Raw genomic sequence first — 20,489 nt, forward strand, 5'->3', positions numbered from 1 at the left:
GGTGATTGAATTGAGTATGAGAGCAAACCGTGTCGGCGAGCAAATGAAAAAAGAACTCGGTGATATTATCAGCCGCAAGCTGAAAGACCCGAGAATTGGTTTTCTGACAGTAACGGATGTACGTGTATCAGGTGATTTGCAAATTGCAAAGGTGTATATCTCGGTTCTCGGTGACGAGAAAAAACGGGAAGAAGCGCTGAAAGGGCTGGCAAAAGCGAAAGGATTTATCCGATCCGAAATCGGCAGCCGCATCAGACTTCGAAAAACGCCTGAAATTGAATTTGAGTTCGATGAATCAATCGATTACGGGAATCGGATCGAAACACTGATTCACGAATTACATTCAGAGAAACCATCTGAATAAAAAATGAGAGGATAGGCGTATATCGTCTGTCCTCTTTCTTCGTTTAAAAGAAAAAAGCTCAAAAGAAGGAGTGAAAGGCAAATGGTTAACGGAGTTCTCCTTTTACATAAACCTGTTGGCATGACATCGCACGACTGTGTCATGAAGATCCGAAAGCTGTTAAAAACAAAAAAAGTAGGACATACAGGAACGCTCGATCCGGAAGTGTCAGGCGTGCTTCCGATTTGTGTAGGAAGAGCGACAAAAATAGTCGAATACTTAACTGAGAAATCTAAAACGTATGATGCAGAAATAACGCTTGGCTTTTCAACCACTACAGAGGATCAAACCGGAGAAACGGTGGAAATAAAGCCTGTCAATCACGACATTGATAAAGCGGATGTAGAAAAGGTTTTAAACAGTTTAAAGGGGAAACAAGAACAAATTCCGCCCATGTATTCCGCTGTAAAAGTAAACGGCAAAAAATTATACGAATACGCAAGAGCAGGGATTGAAGTAGAACGTCCGAAACGTATGATAACCATTGAAGACATTGCCCTGACGACAGAGATTAAACATCATGGAGAAACCGCAAGCTTCCGGTTTACAGTGACTTGCTCCAAAGGGACCTATGTAAGGACGCTGGCGGTCATGATCGGAGAAAAGCTCGGATATCCGGCTCATATGTCTCATTTAATCCGTACGGCATCCGGAGATTTTTCTCTCGACGAATGCTTTACTTTTGATGAGCTCGAAGCACAGGCCCAATCCGGAACCGTGGAAGAGCATACAGTTCCTATTGAACGTGCGCTCAATCATTTGCCGAAATGGATCATAAGTGATACATTAGCTAAGAAAGTAGAAAATGGGGCTTTGCTTGAGACGCCCGAGCAGTTTTCTGAAATGACAAGTGAAGACCGTATCGCCGTCTTTACTGAATCCGGAACCTGTTTGGCGATCTATTTCCCTCATCCTGCAAAAAAAGGGCTGTTAAAGCCGGCAAAAGTATTGATGCAAAAAAGCGAACAATAGAAAAAAGGTGACCGTTCTGTGAAGACGATACATATTACACATCCTCATCATTTAATAAAAGAGGAGCAGGCAAAATCAGTGATGGCGTTAGGATATTTTGACGGCGTTCATCTCGGGCATCAAAAGGTAATCGGCACAGCGAAGCAAATAGCCGAAGAAAAAGGTCTGACATTGGCTGTGATGACCTTTCATCCCCATCCTTCTCACGTGTTGGGCAGAGATAAGGAACCTAAGGATCTGATTACGCCTCTTGAAGACAAAATAAATCAAATTGAACAATTAGGTACAGAAGTTCTGTATGTCGTTAAATTTAATGAAGTGTTTGCTTCTCTTTCTCCTAAGCAGTTTATAGACCAGTATATTATCGGCCTTAATGTGCGGCACGCAGTGGCAGGCTTTGACTTTACGTACGGCAAATACGGCAAGGGAACAATGGAGACCATGCCGGATGATTTAGACGGAAAAGCTGGGTGCACAATGGTAGAAAAATTAACGGAGCAGGATAAAAAAATCAGTTCTTCGTATATCCGTACCGCGCTTCAAAACGGAGATGTTGAATTGGCGAATGTCTTGCTTGGACAACCTTATTTTATTAAAGGAATTGTCATTCATGGTGATAAAAGAGGGCGGACCATCGGGTTTCCGACAGCGAATGTCGGTTTAAATAACAGCTATATCGTCCCGCCCACAGGTGTATATGCCGTAAAAGCGGAAGTGAACGGCGAAGTCTACAATGGCGTTTGCAATATTGGCTATAAGCCAACGTTTTATGAAAAGCGCCCTGAGCAGCCTTCCATCGAGGTCAATCTGTTTGATTTCGATCAAGAGGTATATGGAGCCGCTATAAAAATCGAATGGTACAAACGGATTCGGAGCGAGCGGAAATTCAATGGCATCAAAGAATTAACAGAGCAAATTGAGAAAGATAAGCAGGAAGCCATCCGTTATTTCAGCAATTTACGGAAATAACTTGCAACGCACGCAAATTTTATTCTAAAATATTTGCATATAGGCACGATTTTTAGTATGATAGTTTTCGTAGTCTTAAAACCATTGCTTGGCAATCCGAAGTCACCGACGGTTGCTAGGTAACTGGGGCTAAATATGATTTGGAGGTGAAACAGGATGGCAATTACTCAAGAGCGTAAAAACCAACTCATCAATGAGTTCAAAACACACGAATCTGATACTGGATCTCCAGAAGTTCAGATCGCTATCCTAACTGACTCAATTAACAACTTGAACGAGCATTTACGTACTCACAAGAAAGACCACCACTCACGTCGCGGTCTTCTTAAAATGGTAGGTAAGCGTCGTAATCTTCTTACGTATCTGCGTAATAAAGACGTAACTCGTTACCGTGAGTTAATTAACAAACTAGGCTTACGTCGATAATCGTAAAAAGCGGGAGGATTCCCGCTTTTTTATCGTATTAAAGCGAAATTTCTTATAACAAATCATTGAAATCCTTTTACATACTACTTTGACATTGATATGTTCAATTCATTTCGTTCATAATAGGAGTAATTGATTATTTCACACAACGAAGAGAGGAGTTCGTAATTGTATGGGACAAGAAAAACATGTCTTTACCATAGATTGGGCCGGAAGAACGCTTACTGTTGAAACCGGCCAGCTTGCCAAACAGGCAAATGGTGCTGTGATGATCCGCTACGGTGATACAGCAGTACTTAGTACAGCAACCGCTTCAAAAGAACCTAAACCGCTTGATTTCTTCCCTCTTACTGTAAACTATGAAGAAAGATTATATGCGGTAGGGAAAATTCCGGGCGGATTTATTAAAAGAGAAGGACGTCCAAGTGAAAAAGCGGTTCTTGCCAGCCGTTTAATTGACCGTCCGATCCGTCCTTTGTTTGCCGATGGATTCCGTAATGAAGTTCAAGTCATCAGCATTGTCATGAGTGTTGACCAAAACTGCTCTTCAGAAATGGCTGCCATGTTCGGTTCATCTCTTGCACTTTCTGTATCGGATATTCCGTTTGAAGGACCGATTGCAGGGGTTACTGTCGGACGCATTAATGATCAATTTATCATTAACCCGACAGTCGATCAGCTTGAAAAAAGCGACATCAATCTTGTCGTTGCCGGCACGAAAGATGCGATTAACATGGTAGAAGCGGGTGCGGACGAAGTTCCTGAGGAAATCATGCTTGAGGCCATTATGTTCGGCCATGAAGAGATTAAACGCCTGATTGCATTCCAAGAAGAAATTGTTGCAGCAGTCGGCAAAGAGAAATCTGAAATTAAGCTCTTTGAAATTGATGAAGAGCTTAATGAAAAAGTAAAAGCTTTGGCAGAAGAGGATCTGCTGAAAGCCATCCAAGTTCATGAAAAGCATGCCCGTGAAGATGCCATTAACGAAGTGAAGAACGCAGTTGTGGCAAAATTCGAGGATGAAGAACATGATGAAGACACAATCAAGCAAGTGAAGCAGATTTTATCCAAGCTGGTGAAAAATGAAGTTCGCCGCCTGATTACTGAAGAGAAAGTAAGACCGGACGGCCGCGGTGTCGATCAAATCCGCCCGCTCTCTTCAGAGGTTGGCCTTTTGCCAAGAACGCACGGTTCAGGTCTATTTACAAGAGGACAAACTCAGGCCCTCAGCGTATGTACGCTAGGTGCTCTGGGAGATGTGCAAATCCTTGACGGCTTAGGTGTCGAAGAGTCAAAACGGTTTATGCATCATTACAATTTCCCGCAATTCAGCGTTGGGGAAACAGGACCGATGCGCGGACCGGGACGTCGTGAAATCGGACACGGAGCACTGGGTGAGCGTGCGCTTGAGCCAGTTATTCCGTCTGAAAAAGACTTCCCTTATACTGTCCGTCTTGTTTCAGAAGTGCTTGAATCAAACGGTTCTACATCTCAAGCAAGCATTTGCGCAAGCACACTTGCAATGATGGATGCTGGTGTACCGATTAAAGCGCCAGTTGCTGGTATTGCGATGGGTCTTGTCAAATCAGGCGAACATTACACTGTCTTGACTGACATCCAAGGCATGGAAGACGCGCTCGGAGATATGGACTTTAAAGTAGCAGGAACCGAAAAAGGCGTAACGGCCCTGCAAATGGACATTAAAATTGAAGGCCTTTCCAGAGAGATTCTTGAAGAAGCGCTTCAGCAGGCGAAAAAGGGCAGAATGGAAATCCTCAACAGCATGCTTGCAACATTAAGCGAATCAAGAAAAGAGCTTTCTCGATATGCGCCTAAGATCTTAACAATGACCATTAATCCTGATAAAATCCGCGATGTCATCGGACCAAGCGGAAAACAAATCAATAAGATCATCGAAGAAACCGGTGTTAAAATTGATATTGAGCAGGACGGCACAATCTTTATTTCCTCTACAGATGAAAGCGGCAACCAAAAAGCGAAAAAAATCATCGAAGACCTTGTTAGAGAGGTTGAAGTCGGCCAACTTTACCTAGGTAAAGTGAAACGGATTGAAAAATTCGGGGCTTTCGTTGAAATTTTCAGCGGAAAAGACGGTTTGGTGCACATTTCGGAGCTTGCGCTTGAACGAGTAGGGAAAGTTGAAGATGTTGTAAAAATCGGAGACGAGATTCTTGTCAAAGTCACTGAAATTGATAAACAAGGACGAGTGAATTTATCCCGCAAAGCGGTGCTCCGTGAAGAGAAAGAAAAAGAAGAACAACAATCTTAAATGAAAACATAAAAGGAGCCTGGGAGACCCGGCTTCTTTATTTTGAAGCTTTTCAAAAGCAGGCGGGTTCTACCTTGTCCTTCTCCTTCATAATGTGAGGTGAGGGGGGACAGAACATGTACAAAAAATTTGTACCGTTTGCCGTTTTTTTATTTCTTTTTTTTGTCTCATTTGAGATGATGGAAAATCCGCATGCACTTGATTATATAGGGGCAATGAAAAAAGATACGGTGACTGTCACGGCGTCAAAAGACCAATTATATGAAGAATTGCTTCAAAAAGCGCCGGAGTACGAAGTTAAGCCCCAGAATGCAAGAATTGATAAAGTGTGGAAAAGCATTCCAGGCTACAATGGATTAAAGGTCAATATTGAACAATCATATAAAAAAATGAAAAAGCATGGTGAGTTTCGGGAAAAAGATTTGGTGTACAGTCAAGTAAAACCAAGTGTTCATCTTGAGTCACTTCAGCCTGAGCCTATTTATAAAGGAAATCCTGACAAACCGATGGTGGCTTTTTTAATCAATGTGGCATGGGGAAATGAGTATTTGGAAAAAATGCTCCCTATTCTGCAAAAGCACCAGGTTAAAGCTACGTTCTTTTTAGAAGGCAATTGGGTGAGAAACAATGAAAAGCTCGCTAAGAAGATTGCAAAAGACGGACATGAAATCGGAAATCATTCATACAATCATCCGGATATGAGCAAACTGACTACAGGAAGAATTTCCGAGCAGCTCGACAAGACTAATGAACAAATAGAACAAACGATCGGCGTTAAGCCAAAGTGGTTCGCTCCGCCAAGCGGAAGTTTCAGAAAAGCGGTTATCGACATTGCAGCAGAGAAACAGATGGGAACAGTCATGTGGACAGTTGATACAATCGATTGGCAAAAGCCGGCTCCGTCTGTACTTCAGACGAGAGTGTTAAGCAAGATACATAATGGTGCCATGATTTTAATGCATCCGACTGACCCTACGGCGGAAAGTCTTGAAGCGCTGATTACACAGATAAAAGACAAAGGATATGCGCTTGGAACAGTCACTGAACTAATGGATGAAACAAGACTATTGAAGTAACAGATGAAGGCAGCTTGTCTTTGAATAGGAGGAACAAATTTGATTAAACGATATACGTGTCAAAATGGTGTAAGAATTGTGCTGGAAAATAACCCGACAGTCCGTTCTGTTGCGATCGGCGTATGGATCGGCACAGGTTCGAGACATGAAACGCCGGAGATAAACGGAATTTCTCACTTTTTAGAGCACATGTTCTTTAAAGGGACGAGCACAAAATCTGCACGCGAGATAGCAGAATCTTTTGATCGTATTGGCGGCCAGGTCAATGCGTTTACTTCAAAGGAATATACCTGCTACTATGCAAAGGTGCTTGACGAGCATGCGAATTACGCGCTGGACGTATTAGCAGATATGTTCTTTCATTCAACGTTTGATGAAAACGAGCTGAAAAAAGAGAAAAATGTAGTATATGAAGAAATTAAAATGTATGAAGATGCGCCGGACGACATTGTACATGATTTATTGAGCAAAGCCACTTACGGCAATCATTCTTTAGGCTACCCAATTCTAGGCACGGAAGAAACGCTTGCTTCCTTTAACGGTGACTCTCTCAGACAATACATGCATGATTATTATACGCCGGACCGAGTGGTGATTTCGGTAGCGGGCAATATATCTGACAGTTTTATCAAAGATGTAGAAAAATGGTTCGGGTCATACGAGGCGAAAGGCAAAGCGACAGGCCTTGAGAAGCCTGAGTTCCACACGGAAAAACTGACGAGAAAAAAAGAAACAGAGCAGGCTCATTTGTGCCTTGGATTTAAAGGCTTAGAGGTTGGCCATGAACGTATTTATGATTTAATCGTCCTCAACAATGTGCTCGGAGGCAGCATGAGCAGCCGGCTGTTCCAAGATGTGCGTGAAGATAAAGGACTTGCTTATTCTGTTTACAGCTATCACAGCTCATATGAGGACAGCGGAATGCTCACTATTTACGGTGGAACGGGTGCAAATCAGCTTCAGCAGCTGTCGGAAACAATTCAAGAAACCCTTGCCATATTAAAACGTGACGGCATTACCTCAAAAGAACTTGAAAACAGCAAAGAGCAAATGAAGGGAAGCTTAATGCTGAGCTTAGAAAGCACAAACAGCAAAATGAGCCGAAACGGAAAAAATGAACTGCTGCTCGGCAAACATAAAACATTAGATGAAATCATCAATGAATTAAACGCCGTGAACTTAGAGCGTGTTAACGGCCTTGCCAGACAATTGTTTACCGAAGACTATGCATTAGCACTTATCAGCCCTTCCGGCAATATGCCGTCTTAAAAAGGAAAGCCTGCTCCATAATGGAGCAGGCATTTTTTAATCCTTTTCATCATACATAGTACAAGGGGGTGACAGACATGCGGCTCAGTGAATTATCAGGAAAGGAAATTGTAGACATCAAAAGAGCCGAACGGCTCGGAGTGCTCGGCCAGACCGATTTGGAAATCAATGAACAGGATGGACAGATTACAGCACTCCTCATTCCCACAGTTAAGTGGTTTGGTTTGAGAAAGCAAGGTCATGACATTCGTGTCCCATGGCACCATATTCAAAAGATCGGTTCAGATATGATTATATTAGATGTACCTGAGGAAATGCCTCCTCGACAAGAGTAAATAGCCCAATTGACTGTGAAGCGGGCTCTAAAGAAAACATCTGAAACATCGGCTGCCGGAGCCGATGTTTTTTTATATGGAAAAAGCGCATCTTTTATATTCACCAGTATTTTCTTTTGATCATAAGATGAAGGGGAGCTTAACAACTAGAGATCCAGTATATACAAAGAAGGTGAACGTTTAGAATGTTAACCGGATTGAAAATTGCAGTTATCGGCGGTGACGCAAGACAGCTCGAAATTATAAGAAAGCTCACTGAACAGCAGGCTGACATCTATCTTGTCGGTTTTGACCAATTGGATCACGGTTTTACCGGGGCAGTAAAATGCAATATTGATGAAATTCCTTTTCAGCAAATAGACAGCATCATTCTTCCAGTATCCGCGACAACAGGAGAAGGTGTCGTATCGACTGTATTTTCTAATGAAGAAGTTGTGTTAAAACAGGACCATATCGACAGAACGCCTGCACATTGTGTCATTTTCTCAGGAATTTCTAACGCCTATTTAGAAAACATTGCAGCTCAGGCAAAAAGAAAACTTGTTAAACTGTTTGAGCGGGATGACATTGCGATATACAACTCTATTCCGACAGTAGAAGGAACGATCATGCTGGCTATTCAGCACACGGATTATACGATACACGGATCACAGGTGGCCGTTCTCGGTCTGGGTCGCACCGGGATGACGATTGCCCGTACATTTGCCGCGCTCGGGGCGAATGTAAAAGTGGGGGCAAGAAGTTCAGCGCATCTGGCACGTATCACTGAAATGGGGCTCGTTCCTTTTCATACCGATGAGCTGAAAGAGCATGTAAAAGATATAGATATTTGCATTAATACCATACCGAGTATGATTTTAAATCAAACGGTACTTTCTAGCATGACACCAAAAACCTTAATATTGGATCTGGCCTCACGTCCCGGGGGAACGGATTTTAAATATGCCGAGAAACAAGGGATTAAAGCACTTCTTGCTCCCGGGCTTCCAGGGATTGTCGCTCCTAAAACAGCTGGGCAAATCCTTGCAAACGTCTTGAGCAAGCTTTTGGCTGAAATACAAGCTGAGGAGGGGAAATAAGGATGTCGTCATTAAAAGGAAAAAGAATCGGGTTTGGGCTGACCGGGTCGCATTGCACATATGAAGCGGTTTTCCCGCAAATTGAGGCGTTGGTCAATGAAGGAGCTGAAGTCCGTCCGGTTGTCACATTTAATGTAAAATCCACAAATACCCGATTTGGAGAGGGCGCAGAATGGGTTAAAAAAATTGAAGACCTGACTGGATATGAGGCCATTGATTCGATTGTAAAGGCAGAACCTCTTGGACCGAAGCTGCCCCTTGACTGCATGGTCATTGCGCCTTTAACAGGCAATTCAATGAGCAAGCTGGCAAATGCCATGACGGACAGCCCGGTGCTGATGGCGGCAAAAGCTACAATCCGAAACAATCGGCCTGTCGTTCTGGGTATCTCGACAAATGATGCTCTTGGTTTAAACGGAACAAATTTAATGAGGCTCATGTCAACAAAAAATATCTTTTTTATTCCATTCGGGCAAGACGATCCCTTTAAAAAACCGAATTCAATGGTAGCCAAAATGGATCTGCTACCGCAAACGATTGAAAAGGCACTCATGCACCAGCAGCTTCAGCCGATTCTAGTTGAGAATTATCAGGGAAATGACTAAATTTACAGAAAATCTTTCCCAAACTAAAAAATTCGGTCATCACCCGCATATTCTATGGTAAAATAAAACGTAAAATCATAGTCAAATCAATTCAATGAAGCTGATTGGCGGAAGGAGTTTTACAGATGGGAAGAGGTTTACACGTAGCTGTTGTCGGAGCGACAGGGGCTGTGGGACAACAAATGCTTAAAACACTTGAAGACAGAAACTTTGAAATGGACACACTTACATTGCTATCTTCAAAACGCTCTGCGGGGACAAAAGTCACGTTTAAAGGCCAAGAGCTGACTGTTCAGGAAGCTTCTCCTGAGAGCTTTGAAGGGGTAAATATTGCTTTGTTCAGCGCCGGCGGAAGCGTATCACAAGCATTGGCACCAGAAGCTGTAAAACGCGGCGCTATTGTTATAGATAATACGAGCGCGTTCCGCATGGATGAAAATACACCGCTTGTTGTGCCAGAAGTGAATGAGGCAGACTTGCATGAACACAACGGCATTATTGCCAATCCAAACTGCTCTACTATCCAAATGGTTGCGGCACTTGAACCGATCCGCAAAGCATATGGCTTAAACAAGGTCATCGTATCAACTTACCAGGCAGTATCAGGAGCGGGTAATGAAGCTGTAAAAGAGCTTTACAGCCAAACACAGGCGATTTTAAATAAAGAAGAAATAGAGCCTGAGATCATGCCTGTAAAAGGTGACAAAAAACACTATCAAATCGCCTTCAACGCGATTCCGCAAATCGATAAATTCCAAGATAACGGCTATACGTTTGAGGAAATGAAAATGATAAATGAAACGAAAAAAATCATGCACATGCCTGACCTTCAAGTTGCGGCTACATGTGTGAGACTGCCAATCCAAACTGGGCACTCAGAGTCCGTCTACATTGAGGTAGACCGTGATGACGCTACCGTTGAAGATATTAAAAATTTATTGAAAGAAGCTCCGGGCGTGACACTTCAGGATGATCCAAGCCAGCAGCTTTATCCGATGCCTGCTGATGCTGTCGGCAAAAACGATGTGTTTGTAGGCCGCATCCGCAAAGACTTGGACAGAGCAAACGGTTTTCATTTATGGGTTGTTTCTGATAACCTATTAAAAGGCGCGGCATGGAACTCTGTTCAAATTGCAGAAAGCCTGAAAAAACTAAACCTCGTATAAAAGAGAGAATTTTCTAAAGACGAATAGAAGAGAGTAAGGCGCTATCAGCCTGCTCTCTTCTGTTACGTCCGAATAATTTGGAGTGAAAACAGTGAAGATAATTGTTCAAAAGTTCGGCGGAACATCAGTAAAAGATGATAAAGGCCGCAAACTGGCTTTAGGGCATATTAAAGAAGCAATCAGTGAAGGATATAAGGTTGTCGTTGTCGTTTCAGCGATGGGCCGAAAAGGGGACCCGTATGCAACAGATTCTTTGCTCGGGCTGCTTTACGGCGATCAGTCAGCGATTTCTCCTAGGGAGCAGGATTTGCTTTTATCTTGCGGAGAGACTATTTCCTCTGTCGTCTTTACAAGCATGCTGCTTGATAACGGTGTGAAAGCAGCTGCGCTGACAGGGGCTCAGGCTGGCTTTTTAACGAATGATCAGCATACCAATGCGAAAATCATTGAAATGAAACCGGAGCGTTTATTCAGTGTGCTCGCCAATCATGATGCGGTAGTCGTCGCAGGCTTCCAGGGCGCAACTGAAAAGGGTGATACAACTACAATCGGCAGAGGGGGCAGCGATACGTCTGCAGCCGCACTCGGAGCAGCTGTTGATGCGGAATACATCGATATTTTCACCGATGTAGAAGGCGTGATGACTGCTGACCCAAGAGTGGTGGAAAATGCAAAACCGCTTCCTGTTGTGACGTATACGGAAATCTGCAACCTGGCGTATCAGGGGGCCAAGGTCATTCATCCGCGTGCGGTGGAAATCGCAATGCAGGCCAAGGTTCCGATCCGCGTCCGTTCGACTTATTCGAATGATAAAGGTACATTGGTGACATCACATCACTCTTCCAAGGTCGGCAGTGATGTTTTTGAAAGGCTGATTACGGGAATCGCACATGTCAAAGATGTCACGCAGTTCAAAGTGCCTGCGAAAATCGGCCAGTATAATGTTCAGACTGAAGTGTTCAAGGCTATGGCAAACGCTGGAATCAGTGTCGATTTCTTTAACATTACACCTAGTGAAATCGTCTATACGGTAGCCGGAAATAAAACAGAAACAGCTCAGCGTATTTTAATGGATATGGGCTATGATCCAATGGTGACGAGAAACTGCGCGAAGGTATCGGCGGTCGGCGCGGGCATTATGGGTGTTCCCGGTGTTACGTCCAAAATTGTATCGGCTCTTTCAGAAAAAGAAATTCCGATCCTTCAGTCGGCTGACAGCCATACGACGATATGGGTGCTCGTCCATGAAGCGGATATGGTTCCTGCTGTAAACGCTTTGCATGAAGTGTTTGAACTTTCGAAGTAAATGTGATTGAATCATGATGAGGTGAATAAAATGAATTTCGGAAATGTGTCTACAGCGATGATTACACCCTTTGACAATAAAGGGAACGTAGACTTTCAAAAACTGTCTACACTGATTGATTACTTGTTGAAAAACGGAACGGATTCTTTAGTAGTAGCGGGAACAACTGGAGAATCTCCGACCCTTTCAACTGAAGAAAAAATTGCGCTTTTTGAATATACGGTAAAAGAAGTAAACGGACGGGTGCCCGTTATCGCTGGTACTGGAAGCAACAACACGAAAGATTCCATTAAGCTGACAAAAAAAGCTGAGGAAGCGGGCGTGGACGCTGTTATGCTTGTTACCCCGTATTACAATAAACCTTCTCAAGAAGGAATGTACCAGCATTTTAAAGCAATTGCGGCAGAGACATCTCTTCCGGTTATGCTCTATAATGTTCCTGGCCGTACGGTTGCTTCTCTTGCTCCTGAAACGACGATCCGTTTGGCGGCGGACATTCCGAATGTGGTTGCGATTAAAGAAGCGAGTGGAGACCTAGAAGCGATTACAAAAATTATTGCTGAAACACCGGAAGACTTCTATGTCTATTCAGGGGATGACGCTCTGACGCTTCCTATTCTTTCAGTTGGAGGAAGAGGAGTTGTATCAGTGGCGAGCCATATTGCAGGCTCTGATATGCAGCAAATGATCAAAAATTATACGAATGGGCAAACAGCTAATGCGGCACTGATCCATCAGAAACTGCTGCCGATTATGAAGGAACTGTTTAAAGCGCCTAATCCTGCTCCAGTCAAAACAGCGCTTCAGCTGAGAGGTCTTGATGTCGGTTCTGTGCGTCTGCCTCTAGTCCCGTTAACTGAGGATGAACGTCTGAGCTTAAGCAGCACGATCAGCGAACTGTAAGAAAATTTCATACAGTGAAACAAACGCGGTCATTCTCACATCCAGCTGAGTTTGACCGTTTCTTTTACATATTGGTTTTCCCTAAACCTTCTGCTTTATCTTGTTTTCTAAATTTACTTTCAGTTATAATAGGAACAAGTGATGATGGACGGGTATGAGACTAGGAGGATATAGATTTTGAAAAAGAAAAATACAGAAAACGTTAGAATTATCGCCCTTGGCGGTGTCGGAGAGATTGGGAAGAACCTTTATGTCATTGAAATTGACTCAGACATATTTGTCGTTGATGCCGGCCTTATGCATCCAGAAAACGAAATGCTCGGTATTGATGTAGTGATTCCTGACATATCATATTTGATTGAACGGGCTGACCGCGTCAAGGCAATCTTTTTAACGCACGGGCACGATGAAAATATCGGCGGCGTTTTTTACTTATTAAACAAGCTGTCCGTTCCAGTGTACGGAACAAAACTGACGCTTGCACTGTTAAGAGAGAAATTAAAACAATACGGACATAACCGAAAAACTGATTTAAGAGAAATTCACTCAAAATCTGTCATTACATTTGAATCAACAAAAGTATCGTTCTTTAGAACGATTCACAGCATTCCTGATTCTGTAGGTGTGAGCTTTAAAACATCACTTGGATCTATTGTATGCACGGGAGACTTCAAATTTGACCAAACACCTGCACTTAATCAGACGTGCGACATTGGCGAGATCGCCAAGATCGGTAATAGCGGCGTGCTCGCTCTGCTTTCTGACAGTGCAAATGCAGAACGGCCGGGTTACACCCCTTCGGAAGCGGCTGTCAGCGGAGAAATTTCGGATGCGCTGTATAATTCACAGAACCGGGTGATTATTGCAGTATTCGCATCCAATATTAACCGGATTCAGCAAGTCATTCATGCAGCGGCTCAAAATGGCAGAAAGATTGCCGTAGCCGGAAAAAATCTTCAATCTGTCCTGCAGCTGGCGAGAAAGTTAGGATACATTGAAGCAGATGATGAATTGTTTATTTCTGTACAGGATGTCAAAAAATATCCGAAGCGCGAAGTGGCCATTATTACAGCCGGAAGCCAAGGTGAACCATTAGCTGCTTTGACAAGAATGGCAAACAAAGCTCACAAACAGCTGAACATTGAAGAAGGGGATACGGTGGTCATTGCGTCAACTCCGATTCCCGGGCAGGAACTCATTTACTCTAAAACAGTAGATCTTCTTGCGAGAGCCGGTGCACAAGTCATCTTTGCCCAAAAGCGTGTTCATGTATCAGGCCACGGCTCACAAGAAGAGTTAAAGCTGATGATCAACCTGCTTAAACCAAAATATTTGATTCCTGTAAACGGCGAATACAGAATGCAAAAAGCTCATTCAAAAATCGCTGAAGAAACCGGCATGAAGCGCAGTGACATCTTCTTAATTGAAAAAGGAGACGTCGTTGAATTCCGCGGCCAAAACGTAAAAATTGGGGATAAAGTTCCTTACGGCAATATTTTAATTGATGGTTTAGGTGTCGGTGATATCGGCAATATCGTATTGAGAGACCGCCGCTTGCTTTCACAGGACGGAATTTTAATCGTTGTCATTACACTTGATAAACAAAAGAAAAATCTTGTATCAGGACCAGAAATTATCACTCGCGGCTTTGTTTATGTAAGAGAGTCTGAAGGTCTAATCGTACAGGCTACTGAGCTCGTCCGGTCCATCGTGACAGAAGCGACTGAAACATCAAATGTCGAATGGTCAACGCTGAAGCAGGCAATGCGGGATGCTTTGAACCAATTCCTTTATGAAAAAACGAAACGTAAACCGATGATCATCCCAATTATTATGGAAGTATAATGACTGACTAAAGACCGGAGCTGCTCCGGTCTTTATTTTTTGTCCTTCAAGCCGGGATTGAATGAAGTATCTTTGTTCATAATACAAAGAGAAACTCGGAAAGGATGAAAGCGAGATGGATCATCGTATGGAAAACACAGAAGAAGAGCGTCCTGAAAAAAATGATGCGAAGGACAGCATTATGAATAAAATACAGCAGCTTGGTGAAACGACGCTTCCGCAGCTGCCCCAAGATACAAATATTCATTGTCTGACCATTATCGGACAAATTGAAGGCCATGTTCAGCTTCCTCCGCAAAACAAAACAACAAAATATGAACATGTCATCCCGCAGATTGTGGCAATTGAACAAAATCCCAAAATTGAAGGCTTGCTGATCATATTAAATACTGTCGGAGGAGATGTTGAAGCTGGTCTTGCAATAGCGGAAATGCTTGCATCTTTATCGAAACCGACCGTTTCTATCGTGCTTGGCGGGGGGCATTCCATCGGCGTTCCGATTGCTGTATCCTGTGATTACAGCTATATCGCCGAAACAGCAACGATGACGATTCATCCAGTTAGGCTCACCGGGCTGGTCATCGGGGTGCCGCAAACGTTTGAATACCTGGATAAGATGCAAGAAAGAGTTGTTAAATTTGTGACAAGCCATTCCAATATAACCGAAGAGAAATTTAAAGAGCTAATGTTTTCAAAAGGAAACTTAACACGGGATATCGGAACAAATGTAGTCGGTAAGGATGCAGTTAAATACGGATTGATCGATCACGCAGGCGGTGTCGGACAGGCAATCAATAAACTGAATGAGCTCATCGACGAAGCAAGGAAAGAAGAAGGACGGATGATTCAATGATTCTTTATACCGTGATGCCGCAGGAAATTGTGTTTGCAGAACAGAACCAAGAGACAAGCGCACATGAGCAAATTGAATATAAAGGTGTACCGCTTCTAGTCGAAATGAAAGGGAATGAAGCGGAAGTCATTCAAATCATGAGCACCAATCCAATGCATTTTCTGCATCCGGACATTTCACCCGGACAAAAGCTGAAATTAAACGTATAAGAATCCAATCCTTTTTTAAGGGCAAAATATGCTATAATAGGGGAATCCTACAGAAAAAACGCAGCCTGTAAACGGCTGCTTTCTTCATTATGTATGAACTTACATTTTTTAACGCAGTAAGGTGATGAGTGTGGCAAAGAAAAAACGAAAATCAAGAAAAAAACAGGCGAAACAGCTAAATATAAAATACGAGCTTAACGGATTGCTGTGTATAGCCATTTCAATTATCGCAATCTTGCAGCTGGGGGTAGTCGGGCAAACGTTTATCTATTTGTTCCGCTTTTTTGCTGGAGAGTGGTTTATTTTATGCTTGTTAGGTTTATTGGTGTTAGGAGTCTCACTGTTTTGGAAGAAAAAAACCCCAAGCCTTTTAACGAGACGAAAGGCCGGGTTGTACTGTATCATCGCAAGCATATTGCTGCTTTCTCACGTGCAGCTATTTAAAAATTTGACGCACAAAGGGTCTATTGAGTCTGCAAGCGTGGTGCGCAATACGTGGGAATTGTTTTTAATGGACATGAATGGCAGCTCTGCTTCACCTGATTTAGGCGGAGGGATGATCGGTGCGCTGCTGTTTGCGGCTTCACACTTTTTGTTTGCGTCGACTGGTTCTCAGATCATGGCGATTGTCATGATTTTAATCGGAATGATTTTAGTAACAGGACGCTCGCTACAAGAAACGCTAAAAAAGTGGATGAGCCCGATTGGACGTTTTATAAAAGAACAATGGTTAGCATTTATTGATGATATGAAATCCTTCAAATCAAATATGCAGTCATCGAAAAAAACGAAAGCGCCGAGCAAAAAACAAAAACCGGCCCGCAAAAAACAGCAAATGGAACCGGAGCCTCCTAATGAAGAGGGGGATTATGAAACAGTATCGCCTCTTATTCATTCAGAGCCGATTATCTCAAGCTTTTCTGATCGTAATGAAGAGGAAGAGTCTCCAGTTATAGAAAAGCGCGCCGAACCTGTGTCGAAGCCGCTTCAGGACATCCAACCGGAGACAGGTGATCAGGAAACTGTTTCTGCTCCTTCTATGACCTTTACAGAGCTCGAAAATAAGGATTACGAGATGCCGTCACTGGATTTGCTGGCAGATCCGAAGCATACCGGCCAGCAGGCTGATAAAAAGAATATTTATGAAAATGCCAGAAAGCTTGAACGCACATTCCAAAGCTTTGGCGTAAAGGCGAAAGTCACACAGGTTCATCTCGGACCGGCCGTAACAAAATATGAAGTATATCCTGATGTCGGAGTGAAGGTTAGCAAAATTGTCAATTTAAGCGATGATTTAGCGCTTGCGCTTGCTGCGAAGGATATCAGGATCGAAGCGCCTATACCAGGCAAATCAGCAATCGGAATTGAAGTTCCAAACGCAGAAGTGGCAATGGTTTCGCTGAAGGAAGTGCTGGAGTCTAAATTGAATGACAGACCGGATGCGAAGCTGTTAATTGGACTCGGCCGCAATATTTCAGGTGAAGCTGTATTGGCTGAGTTAAACAAGATGCCCCACCTTTTGGTCGCAGGCGCAACCGGTAGCGGGAAAAGTGTCTGTGTCAACGGCATTATTACAAGTATTTTAATGCGCGCGAAACCGCATGAAGTGAAAATGATGATGATCGATCCTAAAATGGTAGAGCTCAATGTCTACAATGGGATTCCGCATTTGCTTGCTCCGGTTGTAACCGATCCGAAAAAAGCGTCGCAGGCTTTGAAAAAGGTTGTCAATGAAATGGAGCGGCGGTACGAATTATTTTCTCATACGGGTACAAGAAATATTGAAGGATACAATGATTATATAAAACGCGCCAACAATGAAGAAGGAGCGAAACAGCCAGAGCTGCCCTATATTGTTGTCATTGTGGACGAGCTTGCCGATCTCATGATGGTCGCTTCATCTGATGTGGAAGATTCGATTACGAGATTGTCCCAAATGGCGCGGGCTGCCGGCATCCATCTTATTATTGCGACACAGCGGCCATCGGTGGATGTTATCACAGGGGTGATCAAAGCGAACATTCCGTCACGAATCGCGTTCAGCGTATCTTCACAGACGGATTCAAGGACCATTCTTGACATGGGTGGCGCTGAGAAGCTTCTTGGCCGCGGCGATATGCTGTTTTTACCTGTAGGGGCTAACAAACCTGTCCGTGTGCAGGGAGCATTTTTGTCGGATGACGAAGTGGAGAAGGTCGTCGACCATGTGATTACGCAGCAGAAAGCGCAATATCAAGAAGAAATGATTCCTGAGGAGACAACGGAAACTCATTCCGAGGTTACTGATGAACTTTATGATGAAGCTGTTGAATTAATCGTCGGCATGCAGACGGCATCTGTTTCAATGCTGCAAAGAAGATTCAGAATCGGCTATACGAGAGCGGCGCGCCTGATTGACGCAATGGAGGAACGCGGTGTTGTCGGACCGTATGAAGGCAGCAAACCTAGGGAAGTATTATTATCAAAAGAGAAATATGATGAGCTCTCTTCTTAATGAAGGGAGTTCCGCTTTATATAGTTGTCAATAATAACATTATGTAAACTGGTCACCTTTCTATTTATTTTTTCGACAAAACATGATATAGTTGTCCCAATTGTTCAATAATTTTTATCGAAAGTGGTTTACGGAGGGGAAACATGTCTACAAAAGCTGATAATCGGCACTTGTATTTGAAAGTAATTGAACGAATTAAAGAGGATATAAAAAATGGGATCTACACTGAGAAGGAAAAGCTGCCTTCTGAATTTGAGCTTTCCAAAAAGCTTGGTGTCAGCAGAGCGACGCTAAGAGAAGCCTTGCGGATACTGGAAGAAGAGCATGTGATTATCAGAAGGCATGGTGTAGGCACTTTTGTCCATTCTAAGCCGTTATTTCTTTCGGGCATTGAACAGCTGAACAGTGTAACCAAGATGATAGAACAGGCGAATATGACCCCTGGCACGATTTTTCTATCATCACAAGTGCTTATGCCGTCTGAAGATGATACGAAGAGATTCCATTTGGCAGAAGGGCAAGAACTTTTTTACCTTGAACGAGTCAGGACAGCTGACGGACAGCCGATTGTGTATTGTATAGATAAAATTCCGATGAATATTTTGCCGAATTCTTTTTCTCATCAGCAAGAATCTATGTTTGACCTGCTTGAGAAAAATTCAGGCTCCGTAATCAGCTATGCAGTAACTGATATAGAACCGATCGGTTATCACGATACAATTTCTCCAGTACTTGAATGCGATCCGGAAACAGCTCTTTTGCTGTTAAAACAAACCCATTACGATCAGCACGATAAACCGGTGCTTTATTCTTTAAATTATTTTAGAGCAGATAAATTCAGATTTCATGTTTTGCGTAAACGATTCTAAAAACGGACGCCTGTATGTGTCTGTTTTTTTATTTGCACTGATTCATGTTTCTTTGTACATACTTTCATTCCGGTTAACGCAATATATAAGGGATGACAAGAAAGTGAATGGGTGAAAATGTTGAGAGAGAAAAATGGAATGAAAAATATTATTGCATTGTCTTCCGTCCCGCTTGTGATGACACTCGGGAACTCCATGCTGATTCCTGTTCTTCCGATGATGGAGAAAAAGCTGTCTGTGACTTCATTTCAAGTGTCTTTAATCATTACTGTATATTCAGTAGTAGCAATTATTTGCATTCCGATTGCCGGATATTTGTCGGATCGTTTCGGGAGAAAAAAAATATTGCTTCCATGCCTCCTCATTGCAGGATTGGGGGGAGCGGTAGCTGCTTTTGCCTCGACCTATATGAAAAATCCTTATGCTATGATCTTGGCGGGGCGGGTTCTTCAAGGCATTGGTTCTGCAGGTGCCGCTCCGATCGTCATGCCGTTTATCGGCGACTTGTTTAAAGGAGACGATGAAAAGGTCAGCGCTGGTCTTGGCGATATTGAAACCGCCAACACGTCAGGGAAGGTACTGAGTCCCATACTTGGAGCCTTACTGGCTTCTTGGTATTGGTTTGTACCGTTTTGGTTTATTCCGTTTTTCTGTTTGATCAGCTTTTTGCTCGTATTGTTTTTGGTGGCCAAGCCTGAAGAAGATGAAGATGCGCCTGCTGTTTCTGAGTTTATTAAGAGTGTGAAGAAAATTTTTAAACAGGATGGTCGCTGGCTTTATACGGTCTTCATTATCGGGTGTGTCATTATGTTTTTGTTATTTGGCGTATTATTTTATTTATCAGATACGCTGGAGAACAAGTATGCTATTGACGGAGTAGCTAAAGGCGGATTACTGGCAATCCCACTTTTGTTTTTGTCAACCAGTTCTTTTATAGCTGGCAAAAAGATCGGTAAAGATAAAGGCCGAATGAAATTTTGCGTTGTTACAGGAATGATTCTGTTAACCCTTTCGTTTATTGCCTTGTGGTGGAACCACAGTTTTTATTTTTTATTTGTCTTTTTAAGCTTTGGCGGGATTGGGACTGGAATGGCTCTTCCTGCTTTAGATGCATTGATAACCGAAGGGATTGAAAGTGAACAATGCGGAACCATTTCCTCCTTCTACAATAGCATGCGCTTTATAGGAGTAGCTCTCGGTCCACCTGTTTTTGCTGCATTAATGTCTAATGCAAACTGGATTATTTTCATACTCTCGGCGTTTTGCAGCATCGTTTCTTTATTTTTAGTGCTCTTTACTGTAGATGCTAAAAAAAGTGAAGAAGAAGAAAAAAACTTAGGGACGGTCTAGCCAGCCGTCTTTTTTTGCGCTTTCTTGCACAGTTTACAACTGTACCTATACAGCATGCGGAGGTTATTGT

The 20,489-nt window shown here is 43.0% G+C and carries 19 protein-coding genes; all 19 read left to right on the forward strand.

The features are described 5' to 3' along the window. Positions 1–10 precede the first annotated feature (10 nt). The 19 genes from rbfA (at position 11) to bcbE (ending at position 20,419) form a co-directional block, all read left to right on the forward strand. On the forward strand, positions 11–364 hold the full coding sequence (rbfA, locus tag FB592_RS09645) for a 30S ribosome-binding factor RbfA (RefSeq protein ID WP_009967251.1): 354 nt from the start codon (positions 11–13) through the stop codon (positions 362–364). An 81-nt stretch (positions 365–445) separates the two neighbouring features. Beyond that, complete coding sequence (gene truB / locus FB592_RS09650) at positions 446–1,375, forward strand: tRNA pseudouridine(55) synthase TruB (RefSeq protein ID WP_014479802.1); 930 nt, start codon at positions 446–448, stop codon at positions 1,373–1,375. A gap of 18 nt (positions 1,376–1,393) precedes the next feature. Then, positions 1,394–2,344 carry a bifunctional riboflavin kinase/FAD synthetase gene (gene ribF, locus FB592_RS09655; RefSeq protein WP_032725707.1) on the forward strand — a complete coding sequence of 317 codons (951 nt, stop codon included), beginning with the start codon at positions 1,394–1,396 and terminating at the stop codon, positions 2,342–2,344. A 156-nt stretch (positions 2,345–2,500) separates the two neighbouring features. Next, positions 2,501–2,770: a 30S ribosomal protein S15 gene (rpsO, locus tag FB592_RS09660; RefSeq protein ID WP_003220957.1), complete on the forward strand. Its 270-nt coding sequence runs from the start codon at positions 2,501–2,503 to the stop codon at positions 2,768–2,770. A 172-nt stretch (positions 2,771–2,942) separates the two neighbouring features. After that, positions 2,943–5,060, forward strand: a complete 2,118-nt coding sequence (gene pnp / locus FB592_RS09665) for a polyribonucleotide nucleotidyltransferase (RefSeq protein ID WP_021479284.1) — start codon at positions 2,943–2,945, stop codon at positions 5,058–5,060. Positions 5,061–5,176: 116 nt separating this feature from the next. After that, complete coding sequence (locus FB592_RS09670) at positions 5,177–6,136, forward strand: polysaccharide deacetylase family protein (protein ID WP_014479804.1); 960 nt, start codon at positions 5,177–5,179, stop codon at positions 6,134–6,136. Positions 6,137–6,175: 39 nt separating this feature from the next. Continuing rightward, positions 6,176–7,405, forward strand: a complete 1,230-nt coding sequence (locus FB592_RS09675) for a M16 family metallopeptidase (RefSeq protein ID WP_141949462.1) — start codon at positions 6,176–6,178, stop codon at positions 7,403–7,405. A gap of 77 nt (positions 7,406–7,482) precedes the next feature. After that, positions 7,483–7,740: a YlmC/YmxH family sporulation protein gene (locus FB592_RS09680; RefSeq protein WP_003231890.1), complete on the forward strand. Its 258-nt coding sequence runs from the start codon at positions 7,483–7,485 to the stop codon at positions 7,738–7,740. Between the two features lie 185 nt (positions 7,741–7,925). Next, positions 7,926–8,819, forward strand: a complete 894-nt coding sequence (gene dpaA, locus FB592_RS09685) for a dipicolinic acid synthetase subunit A (RefSeq protein ID WP_015715893.1) — start codon at positions 7,926–7,928, stop codon at positions 8,817–8,819. A gap of 2 nt (positions 8,820–8,821) precedes the next feature. Next, complete coding sequence (gene dpaB, locus FB592_RS09690; RefSeq protein ID WP_003231884.1) at positions 8,822–9,424, forward strand: dipicolinate synthase subunit B; 603 nt, start codon at positions 8,822–8,824, stop codon at positions 9,422–9,424. Positions 9,425–9,549: 125 nt separating this feature from the next. Next, positions 9,550–10,590: an aspartate-semialdehyde dehydrogenase gene (gene asd, locus FB592_RS09695; RefSeq protein ID WP_014479807.1), complete on the forward strand. Its 1,041-nt coding sequence runs from the start codon at positions 9,550–9,552 to the stop codon at positions 10,588–10,590. Between the two features lie 91 nt (positions 10,591–10,681). Further along, a complete protein-coding gene (gene dapG, locus FB592_RS09700) occupies positions 10,682–11,896 on the forward strand; it encodes an aspartate kinase (RefSeq protein WP_015483233.1) in 1,215 nt (404 codons plus the stop codon). A gap of 30 nt (positions 11,897–11,926) precedes the next feature. After that, positions 11,927–12,799 (forward strand): 4-hydroxy-tetrahydrodipicolinate synthase, encoded by an 873-nt coding sequence (gene dapA / locus FB592_RS09705; protein ID WP_014476832.1) that lies wholly within the window; start codon positions 11,927–11,929, stop codon positions 12,797–12,799. Positions 12,800–12,976: 177 nt separating this feature from the next. Continuing rightward, complete coding sequence (rnjB, locus tag FB592_RS09710; protein ID WP_038428971.1) at positions 12,977–14,644, forward strand: ribonuclease J2; 1,668 nt, start codon at positions 12,977–12,979, stop codon at positions 14,642–14,644. Positions 14,645–14,759: 115 nt separating this feature from the next. Continuing rightward, positions 14,760–15,497 carry a translocation-enhancing protein TepA gene (tepA, locus tag FB592_RS09715; protein ID WP_003245712.1) on the forward strand — a complete coding sequence of 246 codons (738 nt, stop codon included), beginning with the start codon at positions 14,760–14,762 and terminating at the stop codon, positions 15,495–15,497. Next, the gene (locus FB592_RS09720) at positions 15,494–15,706 is read left to right on the forward strand and encodes a YlzJ-like family protein (protein ID WP_003231871.1); all 213 of its coding nucleotides are present in this window, start codon (positions 15,494–15,496) and stop codon (positions 15,704–15,706) included. The genes tepA and FB592_RS09720 overlap by 4 nt, the downstream gene beginning before the upstream one ends. A 130-nt stretch (positions 15,707–15,836) precedes the next feature. After that, positions 15,837–18,200, forward strand: a complete 2,364-nt coding sequence (spoIIIE, locus tag FB592_RS09725) for a DNA translocase SpoIIIE (RefSeq protein WP_049140032.1) — start codon at positions 15,837–15,839, stop codon at positions 18,198–18,200. 143 nt (positions 18,201–18,343) lie between these two features. Continuing rightward, on the forward strand, positions 18,344–19,069 hold the full coding sequence (locus FB592_RS09730; protein ID WP_003245732.1) for a GntR family transcriptional regulator: 726 nt from the start codon (positions 18,344–18,346) through the stop codon (positions 19,067–19,069). Between the two features lie 138 nt (positions 19,070–19,207). Continuing rightward, positions 19,208–20,419: a bacillibactin exporter BcbE gene (bcbE, locus tag FB592_RS09735; RefSeq protein WP_141949463.1), complete on the forward strand. Its 1,212-nt coding sequence runs from the start codon at positions 19,208–19,210 to the stop codon at positions 20,417–20,419. Positions 20,420–20,489 lie beyond the last annotated feature (70 nt).

Origin of the sequence: Bacillus sp. SJZ110 (genome assembly GCF_006715455.1) — a bacterium.
Taxonomy (GTDB): Bacteria; Bacillota; Bacilli; order Bacillales; family Bacillaceae; genus Bacillus; species Bacillus subtilis.

Bases quoted from the DNA above. Each gene is read 5' to 3' on its own strand.
- truB (WP_014479802.1), top strand. From the start codon at position 446: ATGGTTAACGGAGTTCTCCTTTTACATAAACCTGTTGGCATGACATCG.
- FB592_RS09670 (WP_014479804.1), top strand. From the start codon at position 5,177: ATGTACAAAAAATTTGTACCGTTTGCCGTTTTTTTATTTCTTTTTTTT.
- dpaA (WP_015715893.1), top strand. From the start codon at position 7,926: ATGTTAACCGGATTGAAAATTGCAGTTATCGGCGGTGACGCAAGACAG.
- rpsO (WP_003220957.1), top strand. From the start codon at position 2,501: ATGGCAATTACTCAAGAGCGTAAAAACCAACTCATCAATGAGTTCAAA.
- FB592_RS09680 (WP_003231890.1), top strand. From the start codon at position 7,483: ATGCGGCTCAGTGAATTATCAGGAAAGGAAATTGTAGACATCAAAAGA.
- bcbE (WP_141949463.1), top strand. From the start codon at position 19,208: ATGAAAAATATTATTGCATTGTCTTCCGTCCCGCTTGTGATGACACTC.
- FB592_RS09730 (WP_003245732.1), top strand. From the start codon at position 18,344: ATGTCTACAAAAGCTGATAATCGGCACTTGTATTTGAAAGTAATTGAA.
- asd (WP_014479807.1), top strand. From the start codon at position 9,550: ATGGGAAGAGGTTTACACGTAGCTGTTGTCGGAGCGACAGGGGCTGTG.
- pnp (WP_021479284.1), top strand. From the start codon at position 2,943: ATGGGACAAGAAAAACATGTCTTTACCATAGATTGGGCCGGAAGAACG.
- tepA (WP_003245712.1), top strand. From the start codon at position 14,760: ATGGATCATCGTATGGAAAACACAGAAGAAGAGCGTCCTGAAAAAAAT.
- dpaB (WP_003231884.1), top strand. From the start codon at position 8,822: ATGTCGTCATTAAAAGGAAAAAGAATCGGGTTTGGGCTGACCGGGTCG.
- FB592_RS09720 (WP_003231871.1), top strand. From the start codon at position 15,494: ATGATTCTTTATACCGTGATGCCGCAGGAAATTGTGTTTGCAGAACAG.
- dapA (WP_014476832.1), top strand. From the start codon at position 11,927: ATGAATTTCGGAAATGTGTCTACAGCGATGATTACACCCTTTGACAAT.